General features: G+C 50.2%; 14 protein-coding genes. 4 read left to right on the top strand and 10 right to left on the bottom strand.

What is annotated here, in order from left to right:
* Positions 1 to 84 precede the first annotated feature (84 nt).
* The 9 genes from bamB to D8682_RS21555 form a co-directional block, all read right to left on the bottom strand.
* Entirely contained in the window at positions 85 to 1,266 is a 1,182-nt protein-coding gene (gene bamB / locus D8682_RS21595) for an outer membrane protein assembly factor BamB (protein WP_121815106.1), read from the bottom strand.
* A 10-nt stretch (positions 1,267 to 1,276) separates the two neighbouring features.
* Positions 1,277 to 1,897, bottom strand: a complete 621-nt coding sequence (locus tag D8682_RS21590) for a YfgM family protein (RefSeq protein WP_064544463.1) — start codon at positions 1,895 to 1,897, stop codon at positions 1,277 to 1,279.
* A gap of 36 nt (positions 1,898 to 1,933) precedes the next feature.
* Complete coding sequence (hisS, locus tag D8682_RS21585) at positions 1,934 to 3,208, bottom strand: histidine--tRNA ligase (protein ID WP_121815105.1); 1,275 nt, start codon at positions 3,206 to 3,208, stop codon at positions 1,934 to 1,936.
* Positions 3,209 to 3,325: 117 nt separating this feature from the next.
* The gene (gene ispG / locus D8682_RS21580) at positions 3,326 to 4,447 is read right to left on the bottom strand and encodes a flavodoxin-dependent (E)-4-hydroxy-3-methylbut-2-enyl-diphosphate synthase (protein WP_121815104.1); all 1,122 of its coding nucleotides are present in this window, start codon (positions 4,445 to 4,447) and stop codon (positions 3,326 to 3,328) included.
* A 37-nt stretch (positions 4,448 to 4,484) separates the two neighbouring features.
* The gene (gene rodZ, locus D8682_RS21575) at positions 4,485 to 5,495 is read right to left on the bottom strand and encodes a cytoskeleton protein RodZ (RefSeq protein ID WP_121815103.1); all 1,011 of its coding nucleotides are present in this window, start codon (positions 5,493 to 5,495) and stop codon (positions 4,485 to 4,487) included.
* A 440-nt stretch (positions 5,496 to 5,935) separates the two neighbouring features.
* The gene (locus D8682_RS21570) at positions 5,936 to 7,102 is read right to left on the bottom strand and encodes a bifunctional tRNA (adenosine(37)-C2)-methyltransferase TrmG/ribosomal RNA large subunit methyltransferase RlmN (RefSeq protein ID WP_064544455.1); all 1,167 of its coding nucleotides are present in this window, start codon (positions 7,100 to 7,102) and stop codon (positions 5,936 to 5,938) included.
* A gap of 176 nt (positions 7,103 to 7,278) precedes the next feature.
* Positions 7,279 to 7,710 carry a nucleoside-diphosphate kinase gene (gene ndk, locus D8682_RS21565; protein ID WP_064544453.1) on the bottom strand — a complete coding sequence of 144 codons (432 nt, stop codon included), beginning with the start codon at positions 7,708 to 7,710 and terminating at the stop codon, positions 7,279 to 7,281.
* 190 nt (positions 7,711 to 7,900) lie between these two features.
* Entirely contained in the window at positions 7,901 to 10,222 is a 2,322-nt protein-coding gene (gene pbpC / locus D8682_RS21560) for a peptidoglycan glycosyltransferase PbpC (RefSeq protein ID WP_121815102.1), read from the bottom strand.
* Positions 10,223 to 10,234: 12 nt separating this feature from the next.
* Positions 10,235 to 15,199, bottom strand: coding sequence for an alpha-2-macroglobulin (locus D8682_RS21555; RefSeq protein ID WP_121815101.1), 4,965 nt, complete (start codon positions 15,197 to 15,199; stop codon positions 10,235 to 10,237).
* Between the two features lie 323 nt (positions 15,200 to 15,522).
* Between D8682_RS21555 and D8682_RS21550 the strand changes: the two genes are divergently transcribed.
* The 4 genes from D8682_RS21550 (at position 15,523) to D8682_RS21535 (ending at position 20,177) form a co-directional block, all read left to right on the top strand.
* Positions 15,523 to 17,067, top strand: a complete 1,545-nt coding sequence (locus D8682_RS21550) for a PTS transporter subunit EIIC (protein WP_064544447.1) — start codon at positions 15,523 to 15,525, stop codon at positions 17,065 to 17,067.
* Between the two features lie 11 nt (positions 17,068 to 17,078).
* Positions 17,079 to 18,446 carry a 6-phospho-alpha-glucosidase gene (locus D8682_RS21545; RefSeq protein ID WP_064544445.1) on the top strand — a complete coding sequence of 456 codons (1,368 nt, stop codon included), beginning with the start codon at positions 17,079 to 17,081 and terminating at the stop codon, positions 18,444 to 18,446.
* A 106-nt stretch (positions 18,447 to 18,552) separates the two neighbouring features.
* Positions 18,553 to 19,404, top strand: a complete 852-nt coding sequence (sseA, locus tag D8682_RS21540) for a 3-mercaptopyruvate sulfurtransferase (RefSeq protein WP_064544601.1) — start codon at positions 18,553 to 18,555, stop codon at positions 19,402 to 19,404.
* Positions 19,404 to 20,177 (top strand): MurR/RpiR family transcriptional regulator, encoded by a 774-nt coding sequence (locus D8682_RS21535; protein WP_121815100.1) that lies wholly within the window; start codon positions 19,404 to 19,406, stop codon positions 20,175 to 20,177. The genes sseA and D8682_RS21535 overlap by 1 nt, the downstream gene beginning before the upstream one ends.
* Positions 20,178 to 20,210: 33 nt before the next feature.
* On the opposite strand, the gene D8682_RS21530 is transcribed toward D8682_RS21535, so the two are convergent.
* A complete protein-coding gene (locus tag D8682_RS21530; RefSeq protein WP_162303036.1) occupies positions 20,211 to 22,199 on the bottom strand; it encodes a M48 family metalloprotease in 1,989 nt (662 codons plus the stop codon).
* Positions 22,200 to 22,344 lie beyond the last annotated feature (145 nt).

Below are 22,344 nucleotides of genomic sequence, written 5' to 3'. Positions count from 1 at the left end.
GACGTCAAATCACATCGTTTCTAAAAACAGGAAACGGCTCCCGGACTACAGGAACCGTTTTTCTCTTAATTACTTCAGGCAAGTTTAACGCTTGATAGCGTACAACGTACCGTCTTTTGACTGAATCAACAGCTTGTCACTGGCAACAACTGGGTCAGTCTGGAATCCAGAGCCGTCCACTTTTTGTTGGGCAACAAAGCGACCGTCATCAGCGTTGAGCCAGTGCATATAACCTTCACTGTCGGCGACAACCAGATAACCGTTGTACAGAACAGGTGAAGTCAGATTACGGTGCAGCAGATCACTTTGCGTCCACATCGTGACACCGCCATCAGCATTCAGTGCAATCACGCGGTCATTTTGGTCAACGAGGAAAATACGGTTCGCATCAACAATAAAGTCGTTTACTGAACCTAATTCACGTTTCCACATCACCTGGCCTGAACGTAAGTCCAGCGCAGTCAGGTTACCGTTATATGCCAGCGCATAAACCACACCGTTAACAACAACAGGGGTCGTATCGACATCGCTCAGACGGTCAATCTCTGTCGAACCGGTTGCCTGAGAGATACGTTGCTGCCAAATCAACTGGCCTTGCTTCAGCATAACCGCGCTTACACGACCGTTATCACCGCCAACAATTGCAGCACCAAACGCGACTGCAGGTGCTGATTCGCCACGCAGAGAAAGTGCTGGCATATCCAGGTTCACCGTCCACTTCACGGCACCATCAGCTTCATCAAATGCCTGAAGCTGGCCATTGCTGGTATGAACCAGAACTAAACCATCGCTAACCACTGGGCGAGAAAGCACTTCGCCAGCGGCCTTGCTTTGCCATGCAATACTACCATCAGAGGTGTTAAGCGCATAAACCTGCGCTTTTTCACTACCAACGTAAAGATGTGCACCTTCAACAGTTACGCCACCAGAAAGCAGTGCCGAAACGTTGCTGGTATAAAAGCTCGTTTTTTCGGAAAGGTCGACAGACCAGACTTCTTTACCGTCATCCGCGTTAACGGCTTTCACGATACCACGGCGATCGACTGCATAAATGTTGCCGTCCTGCCACGCTGGATGCAAATTGGAATAGAAATCACCCACTCCGCTACCAACAGAAGTACTCCATGATTTTTCAGGTTCGAATTGGTTTTCGACTGTCGGCAGTGGAGACATTTGAACCACATCTTCTTCACCGCTAAACAGTGAACAACCGCTGAGCAGCGTCAGAGAAATCAGCCCTGGTACAAGTAGTTTACGCAATTGCATCGGGTCCCTCTTAGCTCGACAAATTATTAATTTTCATCTGCATCATTTCGCGCAGAGCTGGAGAAGCATCAGTTTGTGAGCCTTTGCTCCACGCATCGCGTGCACCTTGCTTATCACCTTTGCTGAGCAGTGCTTCACCGCGTAAATCAGCGATAATGGCTACCCAACCTTCACCTTTAATGCTATCAAGCGTTTTCAGCGCGGCATCAATTTGCTTTTGTTGGATTTGAACACGTGCCAGACGCACGTTAATCAACGCCTGCAAATTTTCGTCTTTAGTACTGCTCAGACCCTGCTGCAATTGAGCTGCCGCTTTCGCGAGGTCGTTGTTATCTGCATACTTCTGAGCAATTTCCAGTGATGCCAGGGCACCATAAGTGTTCTTCGTGTTTGCAGCGAATTTCTCTGCTGCACTCAACGTTGCAGGTTGGTCAGCACGCACAGCTTGAGTCACGGTTTGATACTCAAGAGAAGATGCCATTGAGCTTTCAGCCTGATGGCTATTCCAGTAACGCCAACCAACCAGTGCGCCAATACCCAGAACCACGCCCACTACCAGCGCTTTGCCGTTTTCGGCAAAGAAGCGTTTTACCGCATCAACCTGCTCGTTATCGTTTTCGTAAATTTCCACGCAGTCCTTCTCCTTAACGATTAATCACTGGGGAAATTAACCCAGTAGCGCCTGTAAATGAGCGACCGCGTTTACTTGTTCAACGGTAGTTTGCTCACCCGTGCGCAGATCCTTCACGACGACCTGACCATTAGCAACTTCAGTTTCGCCCAGCACCAGTGCAACACGTGCACCCCACTTATCTGCACGGACGAACTGTTTCTTGAAGTTACCACCGCCGTAGTTAGTCATCAGCTTGATAGCCGGGACCTGGTCACGTAATTGCTCAGCCAACAGCATTGCCTTAGCTTGCGTTCCCTGACCTGACGATATCAGGTAAATATCGACAACAGATTCTGCTTTAAATTCCGGATTAATGGCCTGAACCAGTAAAACAAGACGTTCCAGACCCATTGCGAAGCCAACAGCAGGCGCTGCACGGCCACCCAGTTGCTCAACCAAGCCGTCATAACGGCCGCCCGCACAAACGGTGCCTTGAGAACCCAGGCTGCTTGTTACCCATTCGAAAACGGTACGGTTATAGTAATCCAGGCCGCGCACCAGGCGCTGATTCACGGTATACGCGATACCGGCAGCATCCAGGTACTGACACAGACCTGCGAAGTGTTCGCGAGACTCTTCGTCCAGATAATCGCCAAGTGTTGGCGCATCATCCAGCAATGCCTGAACGTCTGGATTTTTTGAGTCCAGTACGCGTAACGGGTTGCTGTACATGCGACGCTGGCAATCTTCGTCGAGCTTCTCTTTATGCTGTTCAAGGAACGCAACAAGCGCGTCACGGTAGTTAGCGCGCGCTTCAAGAGAACCGATAGAATTCAGTTCCAGACTGACGTGTTTGTCGATACCCAAGGCACGCCACCAGCGAGCCGTCAGCATGATCAGTTCTGCGTCAATATCAGGCCCTTGCAGACCAAAGACTTCGACACCCAACTGATTGAACTGGCGATAGCGCCCTTTTTGCGGACGCTCATGGCGGAACATCGGCCCGATGTACCACAAGCGCTGTTCCTGATTGTACAGAAGACCATGTTCGATACCGGCACGCACGCAGCCCGCGGTGCCTTCAGGGCGCAAAGTCAGGCTATCGCCGTTGCGGTCCTCAAAGGTATACATCTCTTTTTCAACCACGTCGGTCACTTCACCGATGGCGCGTTTGAATAACGGGGTCTGCTCTACAATCGGCAAACGGATTTCACTGTAACCGTAGCTGCCGAGCACCTGTTTCAGAATGCCTTCAATGCGCTGCCAGATGGCGGTTTCGCCAGGCAGGTAATCGTTCATGCCGCGGATGGCTTGAATGTTTTTTGCCACGTTTATTCTCTACCGAATTTATACAAAAAATGAACCCGAAATCAGACTGTTTGCTATCGCGAAACGTCTGGCGGGTTCAATCATACACGGGAAGCCGAATGCTTCCCATGTTTCGCACTATTTTTCCAACTGCTGGATATTAATCCGTTGCGATTCATCAAGCATGGAGGCCTTGGCACGAATACGCGCTTCAAGCTGCGCAATCATGTTGTCGTTGTCCATTCGCTCACGTTGACGCACGCCGTCTTCGTAGAAACCGCTTTTCTTGTTGCCCCCCGTCACGCCCAAAGTGGAAACCAGTGCTTCACCCGGCCCGTTCACCACACAACCGATGATCGAAACATCCATTGGCGTGATGATATCTTCCAGGCGCTCTTCGAGAGCGTTCACGGTACTGATAACATCAAATTCCTGGCGCGAACACGTTGGGCAGGCGATGAAGTTAATACCACGAGCACGAATACGCAAAGATTTCAGGATGTCGAAACCAACCTTGATCTCTTCTACAGGATCGGCCGCCAGTGAAACGCGCAGCGTGTCACCGATGCCTTCAGAAAGCAGCAAACCCAGGCCAATCGCAGACTTAACAGAACCGGCGCGCAGGCCACCCGCTTCGGTGATCCCAAGATGCAACGGTTGATCAATCTGTTTAGCCAGTAAACGATAGGATTCAACAGCAAGGAAAACATCCGACGCTTTGACGCTGACTTTGAACTGATCAAAGTTAAGACGATCAAGATGATCGACATGACGCATCGCTGACTCTAACAACGCCTGCGGTGTGGGTTCGCCATATTTTTCCTGGAGATCTTTCTCCAGCGATCCGGCATTAACGCCGATACGAATAGGGATATTTTTGTCGCGGGCGCAATCGACAACCATACGAATACGCTCTTCATTACCAATGTTACCAGGGTTGATGCGCAGGCAATCAACGCCATACTCAGCAACTTTCAGGGCGATGCGGTAATCAAAATGGATATCAGCGACCAGCGGGACATTGACCTGCTGTTTTATAAGCTTAAACGCCTCTGCTGCGTCCATAGTCGGTACAGATATACGAACGATATCGGCACCCACTCTTTCTAACGCTTTGATCTGATTAACTGTTGCTTCAACATCCGTAGTACGGGTGTTGGTCATAGACTGGACGGCGATCGGTGCCCCGTCGCCGATTGGCACATTCCCGACGTAGATCCGTGTGGATTTTCTACGTTGAATTGGGGCTTTATTATGCATTACAAATCTCCACAATTACGCGTCATGCTGGCTGCGATTATTCAGCACTTACCGTCAGACGCGCAACCTGGCTAGTTCTGATAAATCGACTCAGGTCGACAGGTTTACCCTGAAACTGAATCTGTACTGCCGCCGGAGCACCAATTTTCAACTTATACGGAGCCTGGCCGGCTAAATTCAAATTGCCATCTTTACGCTGCATGCCGCTGAATAATTTTTTACCCGTCGCATCGGTCACTTCAAGCCAGCAATCGGCATTAAAATTCATGACTAACGCATTCGGATCTGCTGCCGCCGTGGCAGGATTAGTCACAGCGGCTTGATCGGTCGGTAAGGTGGCATTTGGTGCAGGCGGCGTAGTGGCCTGCACATTTTCAACAGGAGCCTGGCCTGGAGCCACTACAGCGGAGGAGTCCGCTGGAGTGGTTTGCTGGGCCGTTGCTGCCGGAGCCAGATTTTGTGTTGAATCAGTTCCAGGTGCAGATTGTGTCGCAGGTGTCTGCACGGGCTGCTGTGCTGAGGTATCAGTTGCAGATGAATCATTGGTACTCAATGGAACTGATTGAGAATTGCTATTGCTTGCTGAAAGTTCAGCTGAAGATTGATCTGCCATCGTCGAAATCTCTTCCTGTTGCGCTTTGTGGTTTTGCCACCACCATGCGCCCGTCAGACCGACAACAACAAACAGAACGAGCCAGGTAAAGCTCATTAACCAACCGTCACGTTTCTTGCGACGTTTCCCCAGGGAAAAACTTTGCATTGGGGCAACTTTGGCAGCCTTAATCGGTGCCTGTTTTGCCATCATCGGCAACAGTTCTTCTTCAGGGATACGCACCAGTCGTGCATAAGAGCGGATATAACCACGCAGGAACGTAGACGCTAACTCGGCAGGCGCCTTGTCATCTTCAATATCCCGGACGGTAGAAACCTTCAGGCACAGGCGTTCTGCCACAGCTTGTTGGCTAAGACCGAGTTCTTCACGAGCGGTACGTAGACGTTCACCCGTGGTTTTTGCTGCATTTGATTCTTGAGTGGCTTCAGTATTCATTAGCTACAACTACTGGTGCTGTTCGATTGAGGAATTAGGCAGGAGCCTTGTCGCACAGCATTTCCGCTACGCCACACTCTCCCGCTCCGCGAAACTAATTTATCTTCTGAAGGGCACCCCTTCAGACAACATAATATTCAGCTCAAACTACTCATTCACCTAAAACAACTGCATTACATGAACGATTTGTCACCGATGAGTTAACCATAGACATCATTTTGAATGTTGTCAGTGGATTGCGACCCATGATGGCTTAAATAGATGCGCCTAAACTATTGTTGTGCCGCTACATACTGCCTTAAAGTGCGGTGAAACGCACAGTAATTATTAATCTTAAACACGCTTGCGAACCTTGCATAACTGCAAGATATCACTACGTGTTTTTTGCGCCGTACAGCGGCATGACTGCATGGCGCCAGTCTGTTCAAAATGAATGCTTATCAGACTGCTTTAACATCAATAGGTTCACCCTGCATACGTTTGCGCAACGTACGTTTGGTACGGTCAATCACTTCACCTGCCAACTGGCCGCAAGCCGCATCAATATCATCGCCACGCGTTTTACGCACGATGGTTGTGAAACCGTAGCTCATCAGTACTTTCGAGAAACGGTCAATTCGGCTATTGGAACTGCGTCCGTATGGTGCCCCCGGGAACGGGTTCCATGGGATTAAGTTAATTTTACACGGCGTATCTTTAAGACATTCAGCCAGTTGATGCGCATGTTCAGTACCATCGTTGACGTGATCCAGCAGAACGTATTCCACGGTGACACGGCCCTGGTTGGCATTGGATTTCTCCAGATAGCGACGAACAGCCGCCAGGAAAGTCTCGATGTTGTACTTTTTGTTGATCGGCATGATTTGGTCACGAATATCATCGGTCGGTGCATGAAGAGAGATAGCAAGTGCTACATCAATCATATCGCCCAATTTATCCAGAGCCGGAACTACACCCGATGTGGAAAGCGTTACGCGACGTTTAGAAAGCCCAAAACCGAAATCATCAAGCATGATTTCCATTGCTGGAACCACGTTGTTGAGATTCAGCAGCGGCTCACCCATGCCCATCATCACCACGTTGGTGATAGGACGTACGCCGGTTTTCTTTTGTGCACCGATAATTTTCGCCGCACGCCATACCTGGCCAATAATTTCAGAAACACGCAAGTTACGGTTAAAACCTTGCTGAGCGGTTGAGCAGAATTTACATTCCAGGGCACAACCAACCTGAGAGGAAACGCACAGTGTGGCGCGGTCTTCTTCAGGGATATACACGGTTTCGACCAGTTGATCAGCGATTCTGATTGCCCATTTGATGGTGCCATCGGCAGAACGTTGCTCTTCAGCAACTTCAGGAGCGCGGATTTCAGCGACTTCTTTAAGTTTGTTGCGCAGAACTTTGTTGATGTCGGTCATGTCATCGAAATCATCACTGCAATAGTGATACATCCATTTCATGACTTGATCAGCGCGGAAAGGTTTTTCGCCCATATCAGCGAAGAACTCACGCAGTTGCTGGCGGTTAAGATCCAACAGGTTAATTTTTTCTGACTTGTTGGAAACGACTGAAACAGGCGTCTCAGGAGTGACAATTTGCTCTGACATATTTTCTTCCGGCCTCGTTGTTACACGTTACGGCCCCAGGAGGGTTAAAAAGATACGCCCCAGAGAGCAAGCTCATCCGGGGCGTAGCATTGTACAAATTCTATGGCTCAGATGCCATGACTGAAAGCGATGTACATACAAATAAAATGTAACGGCCGCTTAACAGATAGTGCTAATTAACGAGTGCGCGGACAAACTTCGCCTTCAGCGAAGAAATAGGCGATTTCACGAGCAGCAGATTCTAAAGAATCAGAGCCGTGGGTGCCGTTCTCGGTGAAGCTATCAGCGTAATCTGCGCGCAGAGTCCCTGCCAAAGCGTTTGCTGGGTTAGTCGCGCCCAGAATGTCACGGTGACGCTGAACGGCGTTTTCACCTTCCAGAACGCTAACCACGATTGGGCCAGAAGTCATGAACGCAACCAGACCATCGAAGAATGGCTTACCTGTGTGCTCAGCATAGAAGCCTTGAGCCTGTTCTGAAGTCAGGTGCAACATTTTGGCGCCAACAATTTTAAACCCTGCGGATTCAAAACGAGCATAAATATTACCAATAACGTTTTTTGCCACCGCGTTTGGTTTGATGATGGAAAAAGTACGTTCAATAGCCATGATTACCTCTGTGTCTGTTCTGTTTGCCCGGTCCCCACCATTCTTCATTTAGGGGATACCCGGTTATGATTTGGCGCCGATTATAATGAGCAAGTCTCGAGTTGCCTATGGATGCAGGTAACATTTTTTTAAAATAAAACGAACATCGGCAACACTTCTCATCTAAACGCCTAAAAATCACACTATTACTCTACTGCAATGTGAAATGAGCAGCGGCAATCTGCCCGGCGCCATCAAGGACCAATACCTGATACTTACCCGGTTTATCCAGATTCAGCGCAATTCCGTTCTGGTTTTCACTGACCGGTTCGCCATTCAAAAACCACCAGCGATCGCCCTGGCCCCCCTGAGCGCTAAGGCGGAGCACCAGGCGCAACTCACCCGGCAGACGTTTCAAAATAGCGCCCTCGCGTACCCCTAACAACAATAAAGGCGTAACTTCATCTTTCTGCTGTGGTGGACACTGTTCCGAGACCGCAGGCAAACGAGCGACTCTTCTTTCGCCCTCCGGTAACCATGGCTCAAGCGGCAGGGGCCATAGTGCAATAGTATGTTGTGTTGCCCCCGGGCAATCGGCAGCCACACGTTTCCCTTGTTCATCCAGCCATATTACCTTTCTCGACCCCTGAATCCCCTCCTGCCCCGGAGCTTCTAGTGTTGGCGGTTGGCTACCATCCAGTAACCAGCCCGATAGTCTGCGTCGGCAATTGCTGTCTCCAGCCGCCAGGTTTTGCCCGCCCGGCCAGCAAATTTCACCGGCAGAAACCGTTGCCGGACGCGGGTCAACCGGTAAACGCGCTTGCTGAACAGCGGAAGTGGCTTGCAGCAGATTATTAACCTGGTTTAGCAGTGGCACGGCGCTGCCTAATCCAAACTGCCCAGCAACCGGCGTGCTATCAGGGCGTCCGGTCCAAATACCAATGAGATAGCGGGGATTTATTCCGATAGCCCACGCATCACGATAGCCGTAACTGGTGCCCGTTTTCCAGGCCAAAGGCACCACAGCAGGCAAAGTGGCATCCGGTTGCGGCTGCGCTTCGCCTGCCAGAACTCGACGAATAATCCACGCGGCTCCCGCAGACATCAAAGGACGCTCAAGTAATGGCTGGTCGGGTTGCAAACGTAGATGCGCCGCGCGACCATGGCGAGCAAAAGCGCTATAAGCAGCAACTAACTGATCCAGTCGCGCCCCCCCACCACCAAGAATGAGCGAAAGATTGGGCTCACTGCCAGCCGGGAAACGCAGATCCAGCCCCACATTACGCAGTTGTGCTGCAAACCGTTTTGGCCCATACGCTTCCAATACCTGAACAGCAGGAAGGTTAAGCGAGCGCACCAGAGCCTCACTCATACTCACTGGCCCATGAAAACCGGTGTCGAAATTTCCTGGCCGGTAATCGCCGAAACGGCGTGGCACATCCTGTAACAACGAAGTGGGATGTATCAGCCCATCATCCAGCGCCAGGCCATAAACAAAGGGTTTCAGCACCGAACCGGGTGAACGAATGGCCGTCACCATATCAACATGCCCGAAACGGTTTTGGTCATTGATATCGACCGAACCTACCCAACCGCGCACTTCCATGGTGGTGTGATCGACGACCAGCATCGCCAGTGATGATCGCGAAGGCAATTGTGCTTTCCAGTTAAGGGCTAGTTCTTCCAGTTGACGCTGTAACGATGCGTCGATGGTGGTCGTGATTTTCTGAGCGGGACTGCGATTTGCCAGATAGCGCGACAGCAGCGGAGCCAGTTGCGGCATCTGCCGTGCGGCCAGCCATACCGGTTCCTCCAGCGATTCCTTAACCTGCTGAGGTTCCCAAACGGCTTGTTCTGCCATACGAAGAAGCACTTTATTACGCGCGGTCTGAGCCCGTTCTGGCCAGCGGTCCGGGCGCAAACGACTAGGCGCCTGTGGAAGTACTGCCAATAAGGCCGCCTCCGCATAGCTAAGTTGTTGCGGGGACTTACCCAAATAGACCCAACTGGCCGCCCCTACGCCCTGTAACGTGCCGCCAAAGGGGGCTCGATTAAGGTAAATAGTGAGAATTTCTTGTTTTGAAAGATGCCATTCAAGCTGCAACGCTCGCCAGACCTGGCGGATTTTCCCGCCAAACGTACGAGGATGCGGATCAAGCAAACGCGCGACTTGCATCGTCAACGTACTGCCACCTGAGATCACTTTCCCATTGCGAAGATCCTGCCAGGCCGCTCGTAAAATCGAAAGTGGATTGATCCCTGGATGATCCCAAAACCAACGATCCTCGTAGTTGATCAAAGCTTCGAGATAGCGGGGAGAGACATCATTCAGCGTGACCGGATAACGCCAGATGCCTTTCTCATCGGCAAAGCGCCACAGCGGCGTGCCGTCTGCTGCAACCACGACACGTGCAGGATTCGCCTGTGACAACGGCAATGGCCAAATCCGGTCTGCCAGCCAAATTCCCAGACAAATAAAGAGCGGCACCACAACCAAAAGGTAGCGGCGCCGCCAGAATAAAGCTTTTAACATTCGCAAGGCCAGTTACGGATGAACTGTCAGCAAACCAGTGCTGGCTCCTGTAGCCCGCCACTGCGGAACATACATCGATTCCACTTGTGAAACCGGCACCTGATAAGTCCCGGGAGTGACCGCCCGCGCCAGATAAACCAGAGTGGCATGCTGGCTTTCATTGAGTGGTAATGCAGCCACAAAGCGATCATCACGGAACTCCAGGTGCTGGATATCAGCCTGCTGCATCTGGCTCAGTAAGCCCTGAACCTGGTTATCACCTTCACCTAAACTGGCACTACTTTCAGAAAGGTTCTGGTTTTCCAGCTCAAGCCCCGCTGGCAGTAAATCGACCACCAGTGCATCAGGCACATTTTTATCCGCCCATACATCTAACCAGACAATCACTAACTCACCGCTTTTCAGTTCTGACAACGATTTGCTATTGCCTTTAGCATCCAGGAAATGGCGCTCAATATGCAGCACATTGCTATATGGCGCTGGAGCCCGTTGTGGATAGCCGACGCTGTCTAAGCGGAGATAAAGATTACCTGTACCGGTGTTAGTCACTTGCAAACGCTCAAGTTGTTCAGCAGTCAAATTACGAGTCATTGATTGCCCGCTTGCCAGTGGTTCGTCAGTAAAGGAAACCTGCGATTGCCACTCCCCTTTTGCGGTTTGCCAGTTACGGCCAGCCAGGAATAGTGCGTTACTTTCCTGAGTCGACAACCAGCGTTGGCTAAAAGCGAGGTTAGAGAGATTCACAAGCAAGTTATTCTGCTGGTCCGGCAGCAATTTGTTCTCTTCAAGAAGGCTCAGCATCATCGCGTTATCACGCAGTTCACTGCCGTAGTCAGCTAACCAAATACGCTCATTGCTGCGACTAGTTTGCAAACCTAACTTGATAGCTTCATCGCCTCGCGGAGCATCACCCATCAGTTTTAACGCCACGCCTAATTGCACCAATGGCAATCCGGCACGGGCTGAGCTGTGATGCGACCAAAGCTCACGCAGCGCCCCGAGCGGTGCTTTTTGCTGACGTGCCAATACTTGTGCGGCGTAGGCCTGAACCGCAAATTTACTGCCCGCAGAGTCATCGCTATAACGCAACGCGATAAGCCCTGAATCCTGCAAATAACGCAACAGACGCTGATTTGCTTTAGTCAGCGCATCTGTATTCACGCTATAACCTTGCTCACTGGCACGCACCAGGAAATCAGTGACGTACGCCGTTAACCAGTATTCTTCTGGCCCTTCTTTGTCCCATAAGCCAAAGCTGCCGTTATCACGCTGCATATCAAGCAGTCGAGAAATCCCCAGGTCGATGGCGGCACGGCGCTGTTCATCGCTGGTTCCTTTTATCCCCAGAGCCGCGAGTTGCGCCTGATTGGTATAAAGCGAAGGGAACAGACCGCTGGTTGTTTGTTCAAGGCAACCATACGGATAGGCTTTCAGTTCCCGGATATAACGCGCCAGGTTCAACGGTGGACGGCCACTGAGAAGAATTTGTCCTTCAAGCGTTGCTGGTGCCAAACCGGAAATATGCTGCGGTGGAATATCCCAGACGTCACCCGCAGCTAGCACCGCACCGCTATTGATGTTTTGCGCCGGGAACGGAGGCCGTACGCCCAATTTCCATTGTTTTTGCAGTGCGCTGAATGTTTCGCCAGGTAAGTTTATGCCACTGATTTGCGCAGTGAGCTGCCCGTCACCAAAACCATCCAACGCATGGACTGAGATAAACAGGGTTTTACGTGCACCAGGTAACAGTTGCACTGTTTGCTCAGCAGATGAGTCCAGCGAAATCAAACCACTGGTTTTCAGGTTTACGTTCAGTTGTTGCGGCTGGTCGGTAAGATTAGTGAGATCCATTGCCAGGCGGCTACTGTCACCACTTGCCATAAAGCGCGGTGCCGCCAGTTCGCTCACCAAAGGTGCCGCAACCACTACTTTTTGCTCGCTGTTACCAAAACGGTCATCGGTCCAGGCTTGCGCCATTACCCGTAACTCGCCGTTAAAGTCGCCAATCGGCAGCGTGACGATTCCTTCACCCTTCTCGTTCAGTTGTACTGGTTGAGCTTGCTCAGCAATGATAGTGACGTGGTTAACGGGTTTTTTACCCCCGCGACTTAGTGCATCGCCTTCATCGCCATCACCACCAAAGCGTAACGCGGCTAAGCGCCCTTCCCCTTCAATCACCTGACCGTAGATATCATATAAATCTGCGCCATAACGTTTGCGACCAAAGAAGGCTTCCCAAGGATCTGGCGTTTTGTAGTCAGTAATATTCAGCACACCGCTATCAACAGCGGATACCAGCACATTAATTTGCTTCGGCATTTCGCCATTAATCGGCTGGGTTTTAACTTTTACGGTGAGATTTTGATTCGGGCGCATTTTGGCCGGAGCCTCCAGCGCCAGTGCCAGGCGGCGGCTTTCGTCACCCAGTGGCAGATGCAAAATACCAACAGCACGTTTCGGCGTTGCCGCACGGCTCTTATCACCAGGACGAATCACCAGGGTACTCAGATAAAGGTCATGGCGCTGCCAGCTTTTATCGACCGGAATAGCAATATCCAGCCCTTTTTCTGGCACATCAATTTCTTTCCACCACAATGGGCCATCGCTGGATTCCACCATCGCGTAGCCCTTACCGGCGGCTGGGGCGGAAATATGCAGATTGATGGTGTCACCTGGCTTATAAGCTGGTTTGTCTATTTTCAGCGTCACACGGTCTGGGCGTACAGCGCCTGCGCCGTCACTGTTATCTTGCCAGCTATAACCCGCCCAAAAACGCATACTGCTGACAATGTTTGTCTCCGGGTCACGGACTTCAAGACGGTAAGAACCCCATTCAACGGGGAAAGCCACTTTGCCGGTTTCACCCGCGGCAAGCGTGAGTTTTTGCTCTGCTTCTACCAGATCTTTCTGGTCATATTGTGACTGCCAGCCTTCGCCCTCTTCCCAACTCCAGAAGTAATCACGGCGCTCACGGATGAGCCGTACATCCAGCCCCGAAACCGCCAGTTTTTCCCCTTTAGCATTGGCGTACACGATGTCAAAACCGGCGTTAGTGTCTTCGTCAACGATAGGTTGAGTACGGGTGCTGTCGGTTCGGTAATCGTAAATTTCTTTACTGGCAAATTGCGGACGAATACCCGGTAACGCAGCGCCTGGCCAGATAGCTTGTTCAGCGCGACGCGTCACTGGACGGCCACCTGATTCCAGCAAACTGGCTTGCAGCACCAGCCGTAACGGTGAATGAACGTCAGACCATTGGCTGTCTGCACTGACGGTAGTTTTACCTTGCTCATCAAGCTGGAGCTGGACTTCATCCAGATTACGAGTGAGGTTTTCTTCGTTGATGTCACCAAACTGGAACCCAGGCAATGCAGACACCGCTTCACGCAGTGGGCGTAAGAACAGTTGCCCTTGCAGATTATTACCGGCTGCTGGCGCACCATACAGATAGCGACCGACAATTTCGAAATTCACAGAATCATCAGGACTGACAGGCTCTTTACTACCAGTGATGTTGAGCGCCATGCGCTCCGGCATAAAGTCTTCAACTTTAAATGACCAGATACGTGGCTGGTTATCGCCAGTATTCACACGTACTTGCCAGTTGCCGGTTTGCACATTCGGGTTCAATGGATAGCTAAATTTGTACAAACCATTTTCAGGTTGCCAGACTTGCGTCCTGGCGACCTGGCCGTCTGGTTTCACCACTTCGAGTTTTACCGGCTGCGCAGGTAGTGCTTTACCGTCGCCATCACGTAACAAGGCATTCAGCAGTAGCGTTTCACCAGGGCGGTAAAGATCGCGTGGGCCAAACATAAAGAACTGCTTACTGAAGCCGGTTTCCCCGGCAATATCAAATTCAGCCAGATCCAGCGCCGGGCGGCTTAAATCCAGCAGCGTAGTTTGCTCGCCTGTTCTCGCCAGCAAGATTGTGCCTTTACCTGGTTTTTCCAGCTTAGCGTGACCATCGCCATCGCTCTTCGCTTGTGCCAGTGTTTGCCCTTTTTCATCAAGCAAGGAGATTTCCACGCTGGATTGCGCGGCACCATTTTCCAGGCTTTGCGTGAAGACATCTAACCGATCATGGTAGCGGTGTGCTGACACACCGATGTCGCTCAACGTAAACAAGGTTGCAGCATTGCTATAACTGTAATGACCAGCCTGACTCATTATCGCGATGTAGACACCAGGCTGTTGCAGCGGTTTAATTTCGCCTAATGGCAGCAGGAGTTTTTCGCGGGTATTGCGTGCCGGATTGAGATCAAACCTGCCGCTGTAAACCAGTTCCGTAAGCTTGAGTAAATTGTCAGATTCCCAGTTAGACACTGAGTTTCGGTATTGCCACTGGCTGATGAATGAACTTAAAGATTCACTTTTTATCCGGTAGAAATTGACGTCGATTTTATCAACGTTGAGTGCCATCACCGGTAAACCTGCCATCACTTTGGTTGGCAGCAATGAACCCCGGCTGGCAAACCCCGCGCTTGGTTGGATATCGCGGGTCGAAATTTTCTTTTCGAAGTGGCTGTCAAAAGTCGTTTTATTGAGAGCCAGCAAGCTGTTATCAACGGTCAATATCAGTTCACGTTTCGGCTCAAGATGGCGCAAACGTAATTCTTTCAGGTCGGCTGAAAGTTCCCACGCACCATCGACTTTACCGCTGGTTTTGTCCACCAGATGGGCCACGCGGGAGAAATCTTGATTGGGATCGAGTGGAATTGAAAAAGTCATGACTAACGTGCTTGCGCCATCGAGTTGTACCTCGGAGGCATCGAGCAATTTAAGCGGTTTGCCCGCAGAGTCTTTAGCTAACTTTTCGAGTTGCGAGGCATCAGGCTTCGCCGCAGGAGCAGTACTTTGCTGAGCCGTGCTATCGCTTTTCGCTGCTGGCTGAGGTTTATCGTTATTGTCGCACCCTGAAAGTGCCAAAGCTGCTACGAGCGCCGCTACCAGCGCACCCAGACGTATTGCTTTCATGTTTTATCCCTGGCCGATAAGGCCCATTAACTCACTACGTAGTACATGTATTATGCGGGTACATTAAAAAAACGAAAGTATGAAGATTCGGCATTGCGTACTTTCTCGCAAAGGAAACGTTTTATTGTGCAACGGTTTCAACTGAAATTTGGATGCAAAGTGGAAGCATGATCACAGCCTGAAACGTTACATGTTACCTTGTGAGTCATTTGCTTTTAAAACAATAAGATAGCTGGATTAGCAGTCTTTATTCTTGCTACATTTCAAGCTGAGTCGCTGCCTCAACGCGGTGTTTAGCCAAAGTGATAATAAGAGACTGCTAAATGAAAAGTGCCGTTAACGCTCTACAAAATTTCGGAAAATCACTCTACGGCCCGGTGCTTATTTTGCCGATCGTCGGTTTATTTATCGCGTTCGGTAATGTATTGGGCAATGGCAACCTGGCAGAATATTTACCCTTCCTCGGCCACCCTTCCATTCAACACACTGGCGTTCTCATCTCCAAATCCGCGGTATCGGTTCTGGCGAACCTGGCGCTGGTATTTGGCGTAGGCATTCCCATTGGTCTGGCGGCCAAAGACAAAGGGTATGCTGCATTAATTGGTCTGGTTACTTTTATCGTATTCATTAATGCGATGAACGTAACGTTACAGCTTCAAGGCGAACTGGCTCCTGCCGACCAAATGCGTGCCGCAGGGCAAAGCATGGTGTTGGGTGTCCAGGTGCTTGAGATGGGCGTTTTCGCAGGGATCCTCACGGGCGCACTGTCGGGATATTTGTACAACCGTTATTCCAGCGTACAGTTTTCTGGTGCGATGGCGATTTACTCAGGGCACTGTTTTGTCGCCATTATCATGCTTCCCGTCTCGATGTTACTCGGTGTAGTGATGAGCGAACTCTGGCCGTTTGCTCAGCATGGCATCAGCGCACTGGCGCTGGCGATTAAAGGCGCCGGAGCGTTTGGCGTTGCCATCTACGGTTTCCTGGAACGCATCCTGGTGCCAACCGGCCTGCATCACCTGGTCTATACCCCATTCCTGTATACCGAATTAGGCGGCACGGCCGATGTTTGCGGCAATATTTACCAGGGCGCGCGCAATATTTACTTCGCAGAAATGGCCTGCCCGAGCGTGCATCAACTGAGCAGTACTGTGGTGTGGGACGCACGCGGAATCAGCAAAATGTTCGGCCTCCCTGCGGCAGCACTCGCCATGTATATGACGGCGAAACCGGAACGCAAAGCGGCAGCGAAAGCCATTCTCATCCCGGCAGCGCTGACATCCATGCTGGTTGGGGTCACGGAGCCACTGGAGTTTTCCTTCCTGTTTGTCGCCCCATTGTTGTTTGGTGTGCATGCGGTTCTGACCGGCATCGGCATGATGCTGTTCTATTTGCTGGGCGTTCACGCCATCGGTGCCAACGGCATTATCGATTTCATTCTTTATAACCTGCCGCTGGGGACTGAGAAATCCAACTGGCCGATGTATATCGTCGTCGGGCTGACGATGTCGGTCATCTATTTCCTGGTGTTCCGCTTCCTGATTCGCCGTTTCGACATGAAAACGCCGGGCCGTGAGGACGACGAGCAAGAAACAAAACTGTATAGCAAACAAGAGTATCAGGCCAAAGGCAGCAACGATGGATTAGGTGAAGCCATTATTGAGGGCCTCGGTGGACGAGCCAATATCGAAGTGGTCGACAACTGTTACACCCGCCTGCGAGTGACGGTACGTGATGTGACAGTTATCGACGAACCCCGCCTGAAATCGACTGGCGCGAAAGGGGTGATTAAGCAAGGTAATAACGTTCAGGTGGTCTACGGGCTGCATGTCAAAAAAATGCGTGAAGCAGTAGAGACTTATCTCTAAAGGAGCTAATGATGTTTAAACCCCCGTTTATTTTGTCCATTGCCGGTGGCGGTAGTACTTACACACCGGGCATTGTTAAGAGCCTGATGGTGCGCCTGGCCGATTTCCCATTAGCTGAAATCCGCCTCTATGATATTGATGGCGAGCGCCAGTCAGTGATTGCTCCGGTGGTTGAGAAAGTGATTCGCGACCATAGCCAAAGCATTAAATTTACCGTCACCACCGACCCGGAAGTTGCCTTTAGCGGTGCCCATTTTGTTTTCGCTCAAATGCGCGTTGGCCAGTACAAAATGCGCGAGCAGGATGAAAAAATCCCACTACGCCATGGCGTGGTAGGGCAAGAAACCTGTGGGCCTGGCGGGCTGGCATATGGCCTGCGCACCATTTTGCCGATGGTGGAATTGTGTGATTTTGTCGAACGTTACGCGCATCAAAAAGCGTGGATTGTTAACTATTCCAACCCTGCGGCGATTGTTGCCGAAGGCGTGCGTCGCCTGCGCCCAAAAGCGCGAGTACTTAATATTTGTGATATGCCGGTCGCCGCGATGCGCAATATGGGTGCCATTCTCGGTGTTGACCGCCATAAATTAGAAGTCGATTACTTCGGCCTCAACCATTTTGGCTGGTTTACCCGTGTGCTGGTTGATGGGGAAGATCGCCTGCCGGAATTGCGCCGCCATATTGCGAAATTTGGCCTGCTGACCGAAGATGCTGCGCAAACCGATCCGCAGCATTCCGATCCGTCTTGGGTAAAAACCTGGCGTCACATCAAGCCGATTATGGACCATTTCCCGCAATTCCTGCCAAACCCGTATTTGCAGTATTACCTGATGCCAAACGACATCGTTGAGCATCAAAACCCGGACTACACCCGCGCTAACGAAGTGATGGATGGGCGCGAGAAGAAACTGTTTGCCGCCGCCGCCGAATATAAGCAAACCGGTATTTTGCCGGATGCCTTCCACGTTGGTGTGCACGGTGCGTTTATTGTTGATGTTGCCTGTTCGCTGGCCTTTGATTTACGCCAGCGCCACCTGGTGATTGTGGAAAACAAAGGTGCCATTGCCAACCTGCCATACGATGCCATGGTGGAAGTGCCTGCTTATATTACTTCCGAAGGGCCAGAACCGGTGCGCATGGGCGCGGTTCCGCTGTTCCACCAGACATTGTTAATGCAGCAGTTAGCCTCAGAGCAGTTGCTGGTTGAAGCCACCATCGAAGGCAGCTACGAGAAGGCGTTACAGGCATTTACGCTTAACCGTACTGTGCCAACCATGCAGCATGCGAAAGCGATTCTCGACGATATGATTGAAGCCAATCGTGATTACTGGCCGCAATTGCAACAAGCCTGGAAAGATGGCGAAGCGGTGAAAGCGTAACTTTATCTAATATTTACGGCACACTTCGCAGCAGTGGATATGGTTGCTTGTCGGTTTGCTTAAAAACACCGACAATCCGTTAATCAATGACGATTCGGAGGCAACCATGTCCACCACTTTCTTCGTTGCGGGCGACTGGCTCGCAGAACATATTAATGATGAGAATATCCAGATTATTGATGCTCGCATGGCGCCTCCAGGCCAGGAGCATCGTGATCTCGCAGGTGAATACCGTGCAGGCCATCTGCCCGGTGCGGTATTTTTTGATATCGAAGCCCTGTCCGATCACACCAGTCCTCTGCCGCATATGATGCCGCGCCCTGAAGCCTTTGCTGTCGCCATGCGCGAGCTGGGTATCAGCCAGGATAAACATCTGATTGTTTACGATGAAGGTAACCTATTTTCCGCCCCACGCGCCTGGTGGATGCTGCGGACTTTTGGCGTTGAGAAAGTCTCGATTCTGGCCGGGGGGCTCGCCGACTGGCAGCGCGAAGAATTACCGCTGGAAAAAGGTGATGTTGAATTACCCGAAGGCGAGTTCGATGTGAATTTCGACCCACTAGTGATTAAACGTCTGACCGATGTGCTGCTGGTCAGCCATGAAGGCACCGCACAAATCGTCGATGCTCGCCCTGCCCCACGCTTTAATGCACAAATGGACGAGCCGCGTCCGGGTTTAAGACGTGGTCATATTCCGGGTGCCTTAAACGTGCCATGGAGTGATTTGGTAGAAAATGGTCAGTTGAAAACCACTGATGAGCTGAATGAAATTTTCATCCGCCAGGGTGTGAGTTTTGATAAACCGGTTATCGCCAGTTGCGGCTCAGGTGTCACTGCGGCGGTGGTCGTGCTGGCGTTAACGACGCTTGGCGTCAACGGTGTTTCTCTGTACGACGGCTCCTGGAGTGAATGGGGTGCCCGTTCTGATTTACCTGTTGAACCTGCACAATCACTGTAATGGACAACCGCCTGGCAGGCTTGCTCGAGCGCGGAGAGTCTTTAACCCGCGCTGAGTACCGTGTTCTTTCGCATTTGACCAACCATCCATTGCTGGTCGGCAAAATCACGGTTCGCGAACTTGCCCAGGCGACGTTTGTCTCCAGCGCGACCATTATGCGGCTGTGCCAGAAGCTTGGATTTAGCGGTTACAGCGAGTTTATCTGGCACTGTAAGCAACTGCTTTCCAATACACCGCATATTGCTCAACAACCCGCACCACCCGCAGGCGCCCTGCCGGTTTTATTCGATGAATTTGTGGCTAACTACCGGCAAACCTTTCGTTGGGTGACGCCCGAGCTAATGGCGCAATTCGCGGCGCTGTTACGCGAAAAAGAGAGCTTCTTTTTATACGGCGCGGGTTTTTCCTATCTGTTTGCCGAATACCTCACCAAGAAACTTCAGGTGCTGGGGAAAACTGCGTTTATTTCCGGGCCAGCCGATAGCCGAGGCATTTTTCTGAGTAACGCGTCGAAGTATCAGGTGTTTATCGCCATTTCACGCAGCGGTGAAACCGAACAGGTACTGGATAAAGCGCGGATTGCACAGAATGTTGGGATGTCGATTGTGGCATTTACTCGCGCGTCGCCGAACAGTCTGTCCGAACTGGCGGATGTGCATTTTCAACTGTATGACGAGGCAGTCCACTATGCAGCAGAAGCTTCTGGGATCACCTCGTTTGAGTCGAATCTGTTGCTGTTAATGGATTTACTGCTGGCGCAGGCAATAAACTAAATATCAGTTTTACCTGCACCAGAATATTCTCGTTTAACTATTCAACTCAATAAGAACTCTACGCGCATGTGCAGCCTGCAGATATTTCGCTAATAATTCATACAATTCATCAAAGCTTATCTTTTCGTTGCAGCCTTCTTTGAGCAGCGTCCCGGCAATGATCATGGTTATTTTATGTTTTTTGGTAACGACGGCAATGGATCGAGAAAAACGCCCCAGTAAAGAAATGGGCAATTCCGCATCCTCGCGCATAATGAGATCCAAATAACAATTACTCTGAATCACTCGCATTGAAATATCTTCTATATCAACAAGCATGACAGGTTTATTGAGCTGTACACTCAAGATACTGTCATTGGACAAGGTAAATAGCGGTTGAAGCGTTTTCCTGTACATGGCCACAGAAGCAAGAGCAAAGAATAGTGAGAAGCCAGCTGTCCATGCCGCTACCTTTACTTGCGTTGAACCGGCAGCACCAGGGCCTGAAAAGATAAGAGATGTAACCCATGCAGCGATAATAAATAATACCATTGCAAATCCCCCCATAAACCAAACGTTTTTTTTGCCTAAGCGAAATGTCAGCGTTTCTTCTGGGGCGACGATTTGAGAGACGGCTTCCAACTCTTTGCGAATTTGCTCACCCTGTTCACCCAGTTCTTTTTTGAGAGCCTGTGTGAGTTGTTGACATAAGCCTTGAGGGTCTGCAAACCACTTATCCATATTATGATAGTCATGTTCACTGACTGGACGAGAAGCTTGTATGAGCAGTGCATCATCAACCTGCACATTCAGGGCCGCAATGCGTAAGCTTGTGGGTGGGTGACTGTCTAGTGGATGGATGGTACTGTTTTCAAGCTGTGCTTTCGCATCAATAGTTTCTCTTGATTTCAGAGCTTCAAAGACTGTGGCAGCCAGATCGGGGTCGTTAAACTTCCCTTGATAAAGCCGATGAATTTGCTGGCTAATATCATCGCTCAATGCACAAATGCGCAGTAATGCGCTAGAAAACGCCTGCTCGCTACTGGCTTTTGCACCAACAGCATCGGCAGCATGCTCACGGATACGGCTCCAGTAATTAACTGTTTCGTCGAGATTCTTGAGGAAATAATTCCCGATATAAAGAGCAGGATAGATAACGATGTTATCTATCCATGAATTGCCCATCGCTTTAATAGCAACCTGTTCCAGACTATTTTGCAGGCCGCTGTACAGTGGTGTAAAACGCAAACTGTACTGGGTATCTTGCCCGGTAAAATGCCCCAGTTCATGGCCGACGACCGCAGCAATTTCATCTTCACTCATAAAGCGTGCGTAAGTGACAGGAAAATACAACGTATTACCGGTTAAATGCTCACCATCAACAAGCTGCACTGAATTAGCGGTAACATAAAAACACTCTTCCATACCCACAACGATATTATCCGGAATGACTGCATTAATTTTCGCAGCCAGCTCCCGAACCCATTGCCAGAGGCCAGCAGCCTGTTGTTCAGAAACATTATGTCCAATAACTAATGAAGGTGTGGGTTGGAACATGGCAAAACAATTTTTAATATTAATGAGACTTTTTATTAATATCCATAAAACACCTAATACCCCCATTCCAATCAGGGTAAGTAATTTATAACTCCCGGTATCCATTTCAAATGCAGAAACGATCCAGGCAATTTCTGAAAAGGCATAAAATATTATACTGAGACCACAAAAAACAATCTGCCCCAACATCATGAATGGGAATACTTTTCGGCAGCGGTTAAACATGATAACCAGTGTGTTCTGGGATTTTCTGGCAACAGTTGTACTATAGCGGCAGAGTGCCATCGCGGCACCACTGATAAATAAACTAAGCAGTGACGATATCAAACCTATTGTTGATAAAAAATGCCGTAAAGCCATTTCATTATAATCATAACCGTAATCTGAAGGCGAAACTCCATCATTCATCCGATACAGTTGGAAAAACCCATAAAGCGTAATTAACACTGGAATAACAAATATATACAAGAACCCTTTGTTTTTCATCACAACCATCCCGGTCATTGAAAATAAGAATATTAAACATTATAAAATAATATTGCTCGCAGGTAATTATAAATGCAAGGCACCAAACTCTGAAAAATTTACATGGTAATAAAAACAGCACCATGCGTGTGCTGTTTTTATTTTT

It is taken from the genome of Buttiauxella sp. 3AFRM03, from assembly GCF_003675305.1.
GTDB classification, from domain to species: domain Bacteria; phylum Pseudomonadota; class Gammaproteobacteria; order Enterobacterales; family Enterobacteriaceae; genus Buttiauxella; species Buttiauxella ferragutiae.
Note: the sequence above shows the minus strand (reverse complement) of the source record. Positions and strands in the feature narration are given on the sequence as shown.

Excerpts from the sequence above, each read along its gene's own strand:
- bamB (WP_121815106.1), bottom strand. The coding sequence starts at position 1,266 with ATGCAATTGCGTAAACTACTTGTACCAGGGCTGATTTCTCTGACGCTG.
- ispG (WP_121815104.1), bottom strand. The coding sequence starts at position 4,447 with ATGCATAATAAAGCCCCAATTCAACGTAGAAAATCCACACGGATCTAC.
- rodZ (WP_121815103.1), bottom strand. The coding sequence starts at position 5,495 with ATGAATACTGAAGCCACTCAAGAATCAAATGCAGCAAAAACCACGGGT.
- D8682_RS21570 (WP_064544455.1), bottom strand. The coding sequence starts at position 7,102 with ATGTCAGAGCAAATTGTCACTCCTGAGACGCCTGTTTCAGTCGTTTCC.
- ndk (WP_064544453.1), bottom strand. The coding sequence starts at position 7,710 with ATGGCTATTGAACGTACTTTTTCCATCATCAAACCAAACGCGGTGGCA.
- pbpC (WP_121815102.1), bottom strand. The coding sequence starts at position 10,222 with ATGTTAAAAGCTTTATTCTGGCGGCGCCGCTACCTTTTGGTTGTGGTG.
- D8682_RS21555 (WP_121815101.1), bottom strand. The coding sequence starts at position 15,199 with ATGAAAGCAATACGTCTGGGTGCGCTGGTAGCGGCGCTCGTAGCAGCT.
- D8682_RS21550 (WP_064544447.1), top strand. The coding sequence starts at position 15,523 with ATGAAAAGTGCCGTTAACGCTCTACAAAATTTCGGAAAATCACTCTAC.
- D8682_RS21545 (WP_064544445.1), top strand. The coding sequence starts at position 17,079 with ATGTTTAAACCCCCGTTTATTTTGTCCATTGCCGGTGGCGGTAGTACT.
- sseA (WP_064544601.1), top strand. The coding sequence starts at position 18,553 with ATGTCCACCACTTTCTTCGTTGCGGGCGACTGGCTCGCAGAACATATT.
- D8682_RS21535 (WP_121815100.1), top strand. The coding sequence starts at position 19,404 with ATGGACAACCGCCTGGCAGGCTTGCTCGAGCGCGGAGAGTCTTTAACC.
- D8682_RS21530 (WP_162303036.1), bottom strand. The coding sequence starts at position 22,199 with ATGAAAAACAAAGGGTTCTTGTATATATTTGTTATTCCAGTGTTAATT.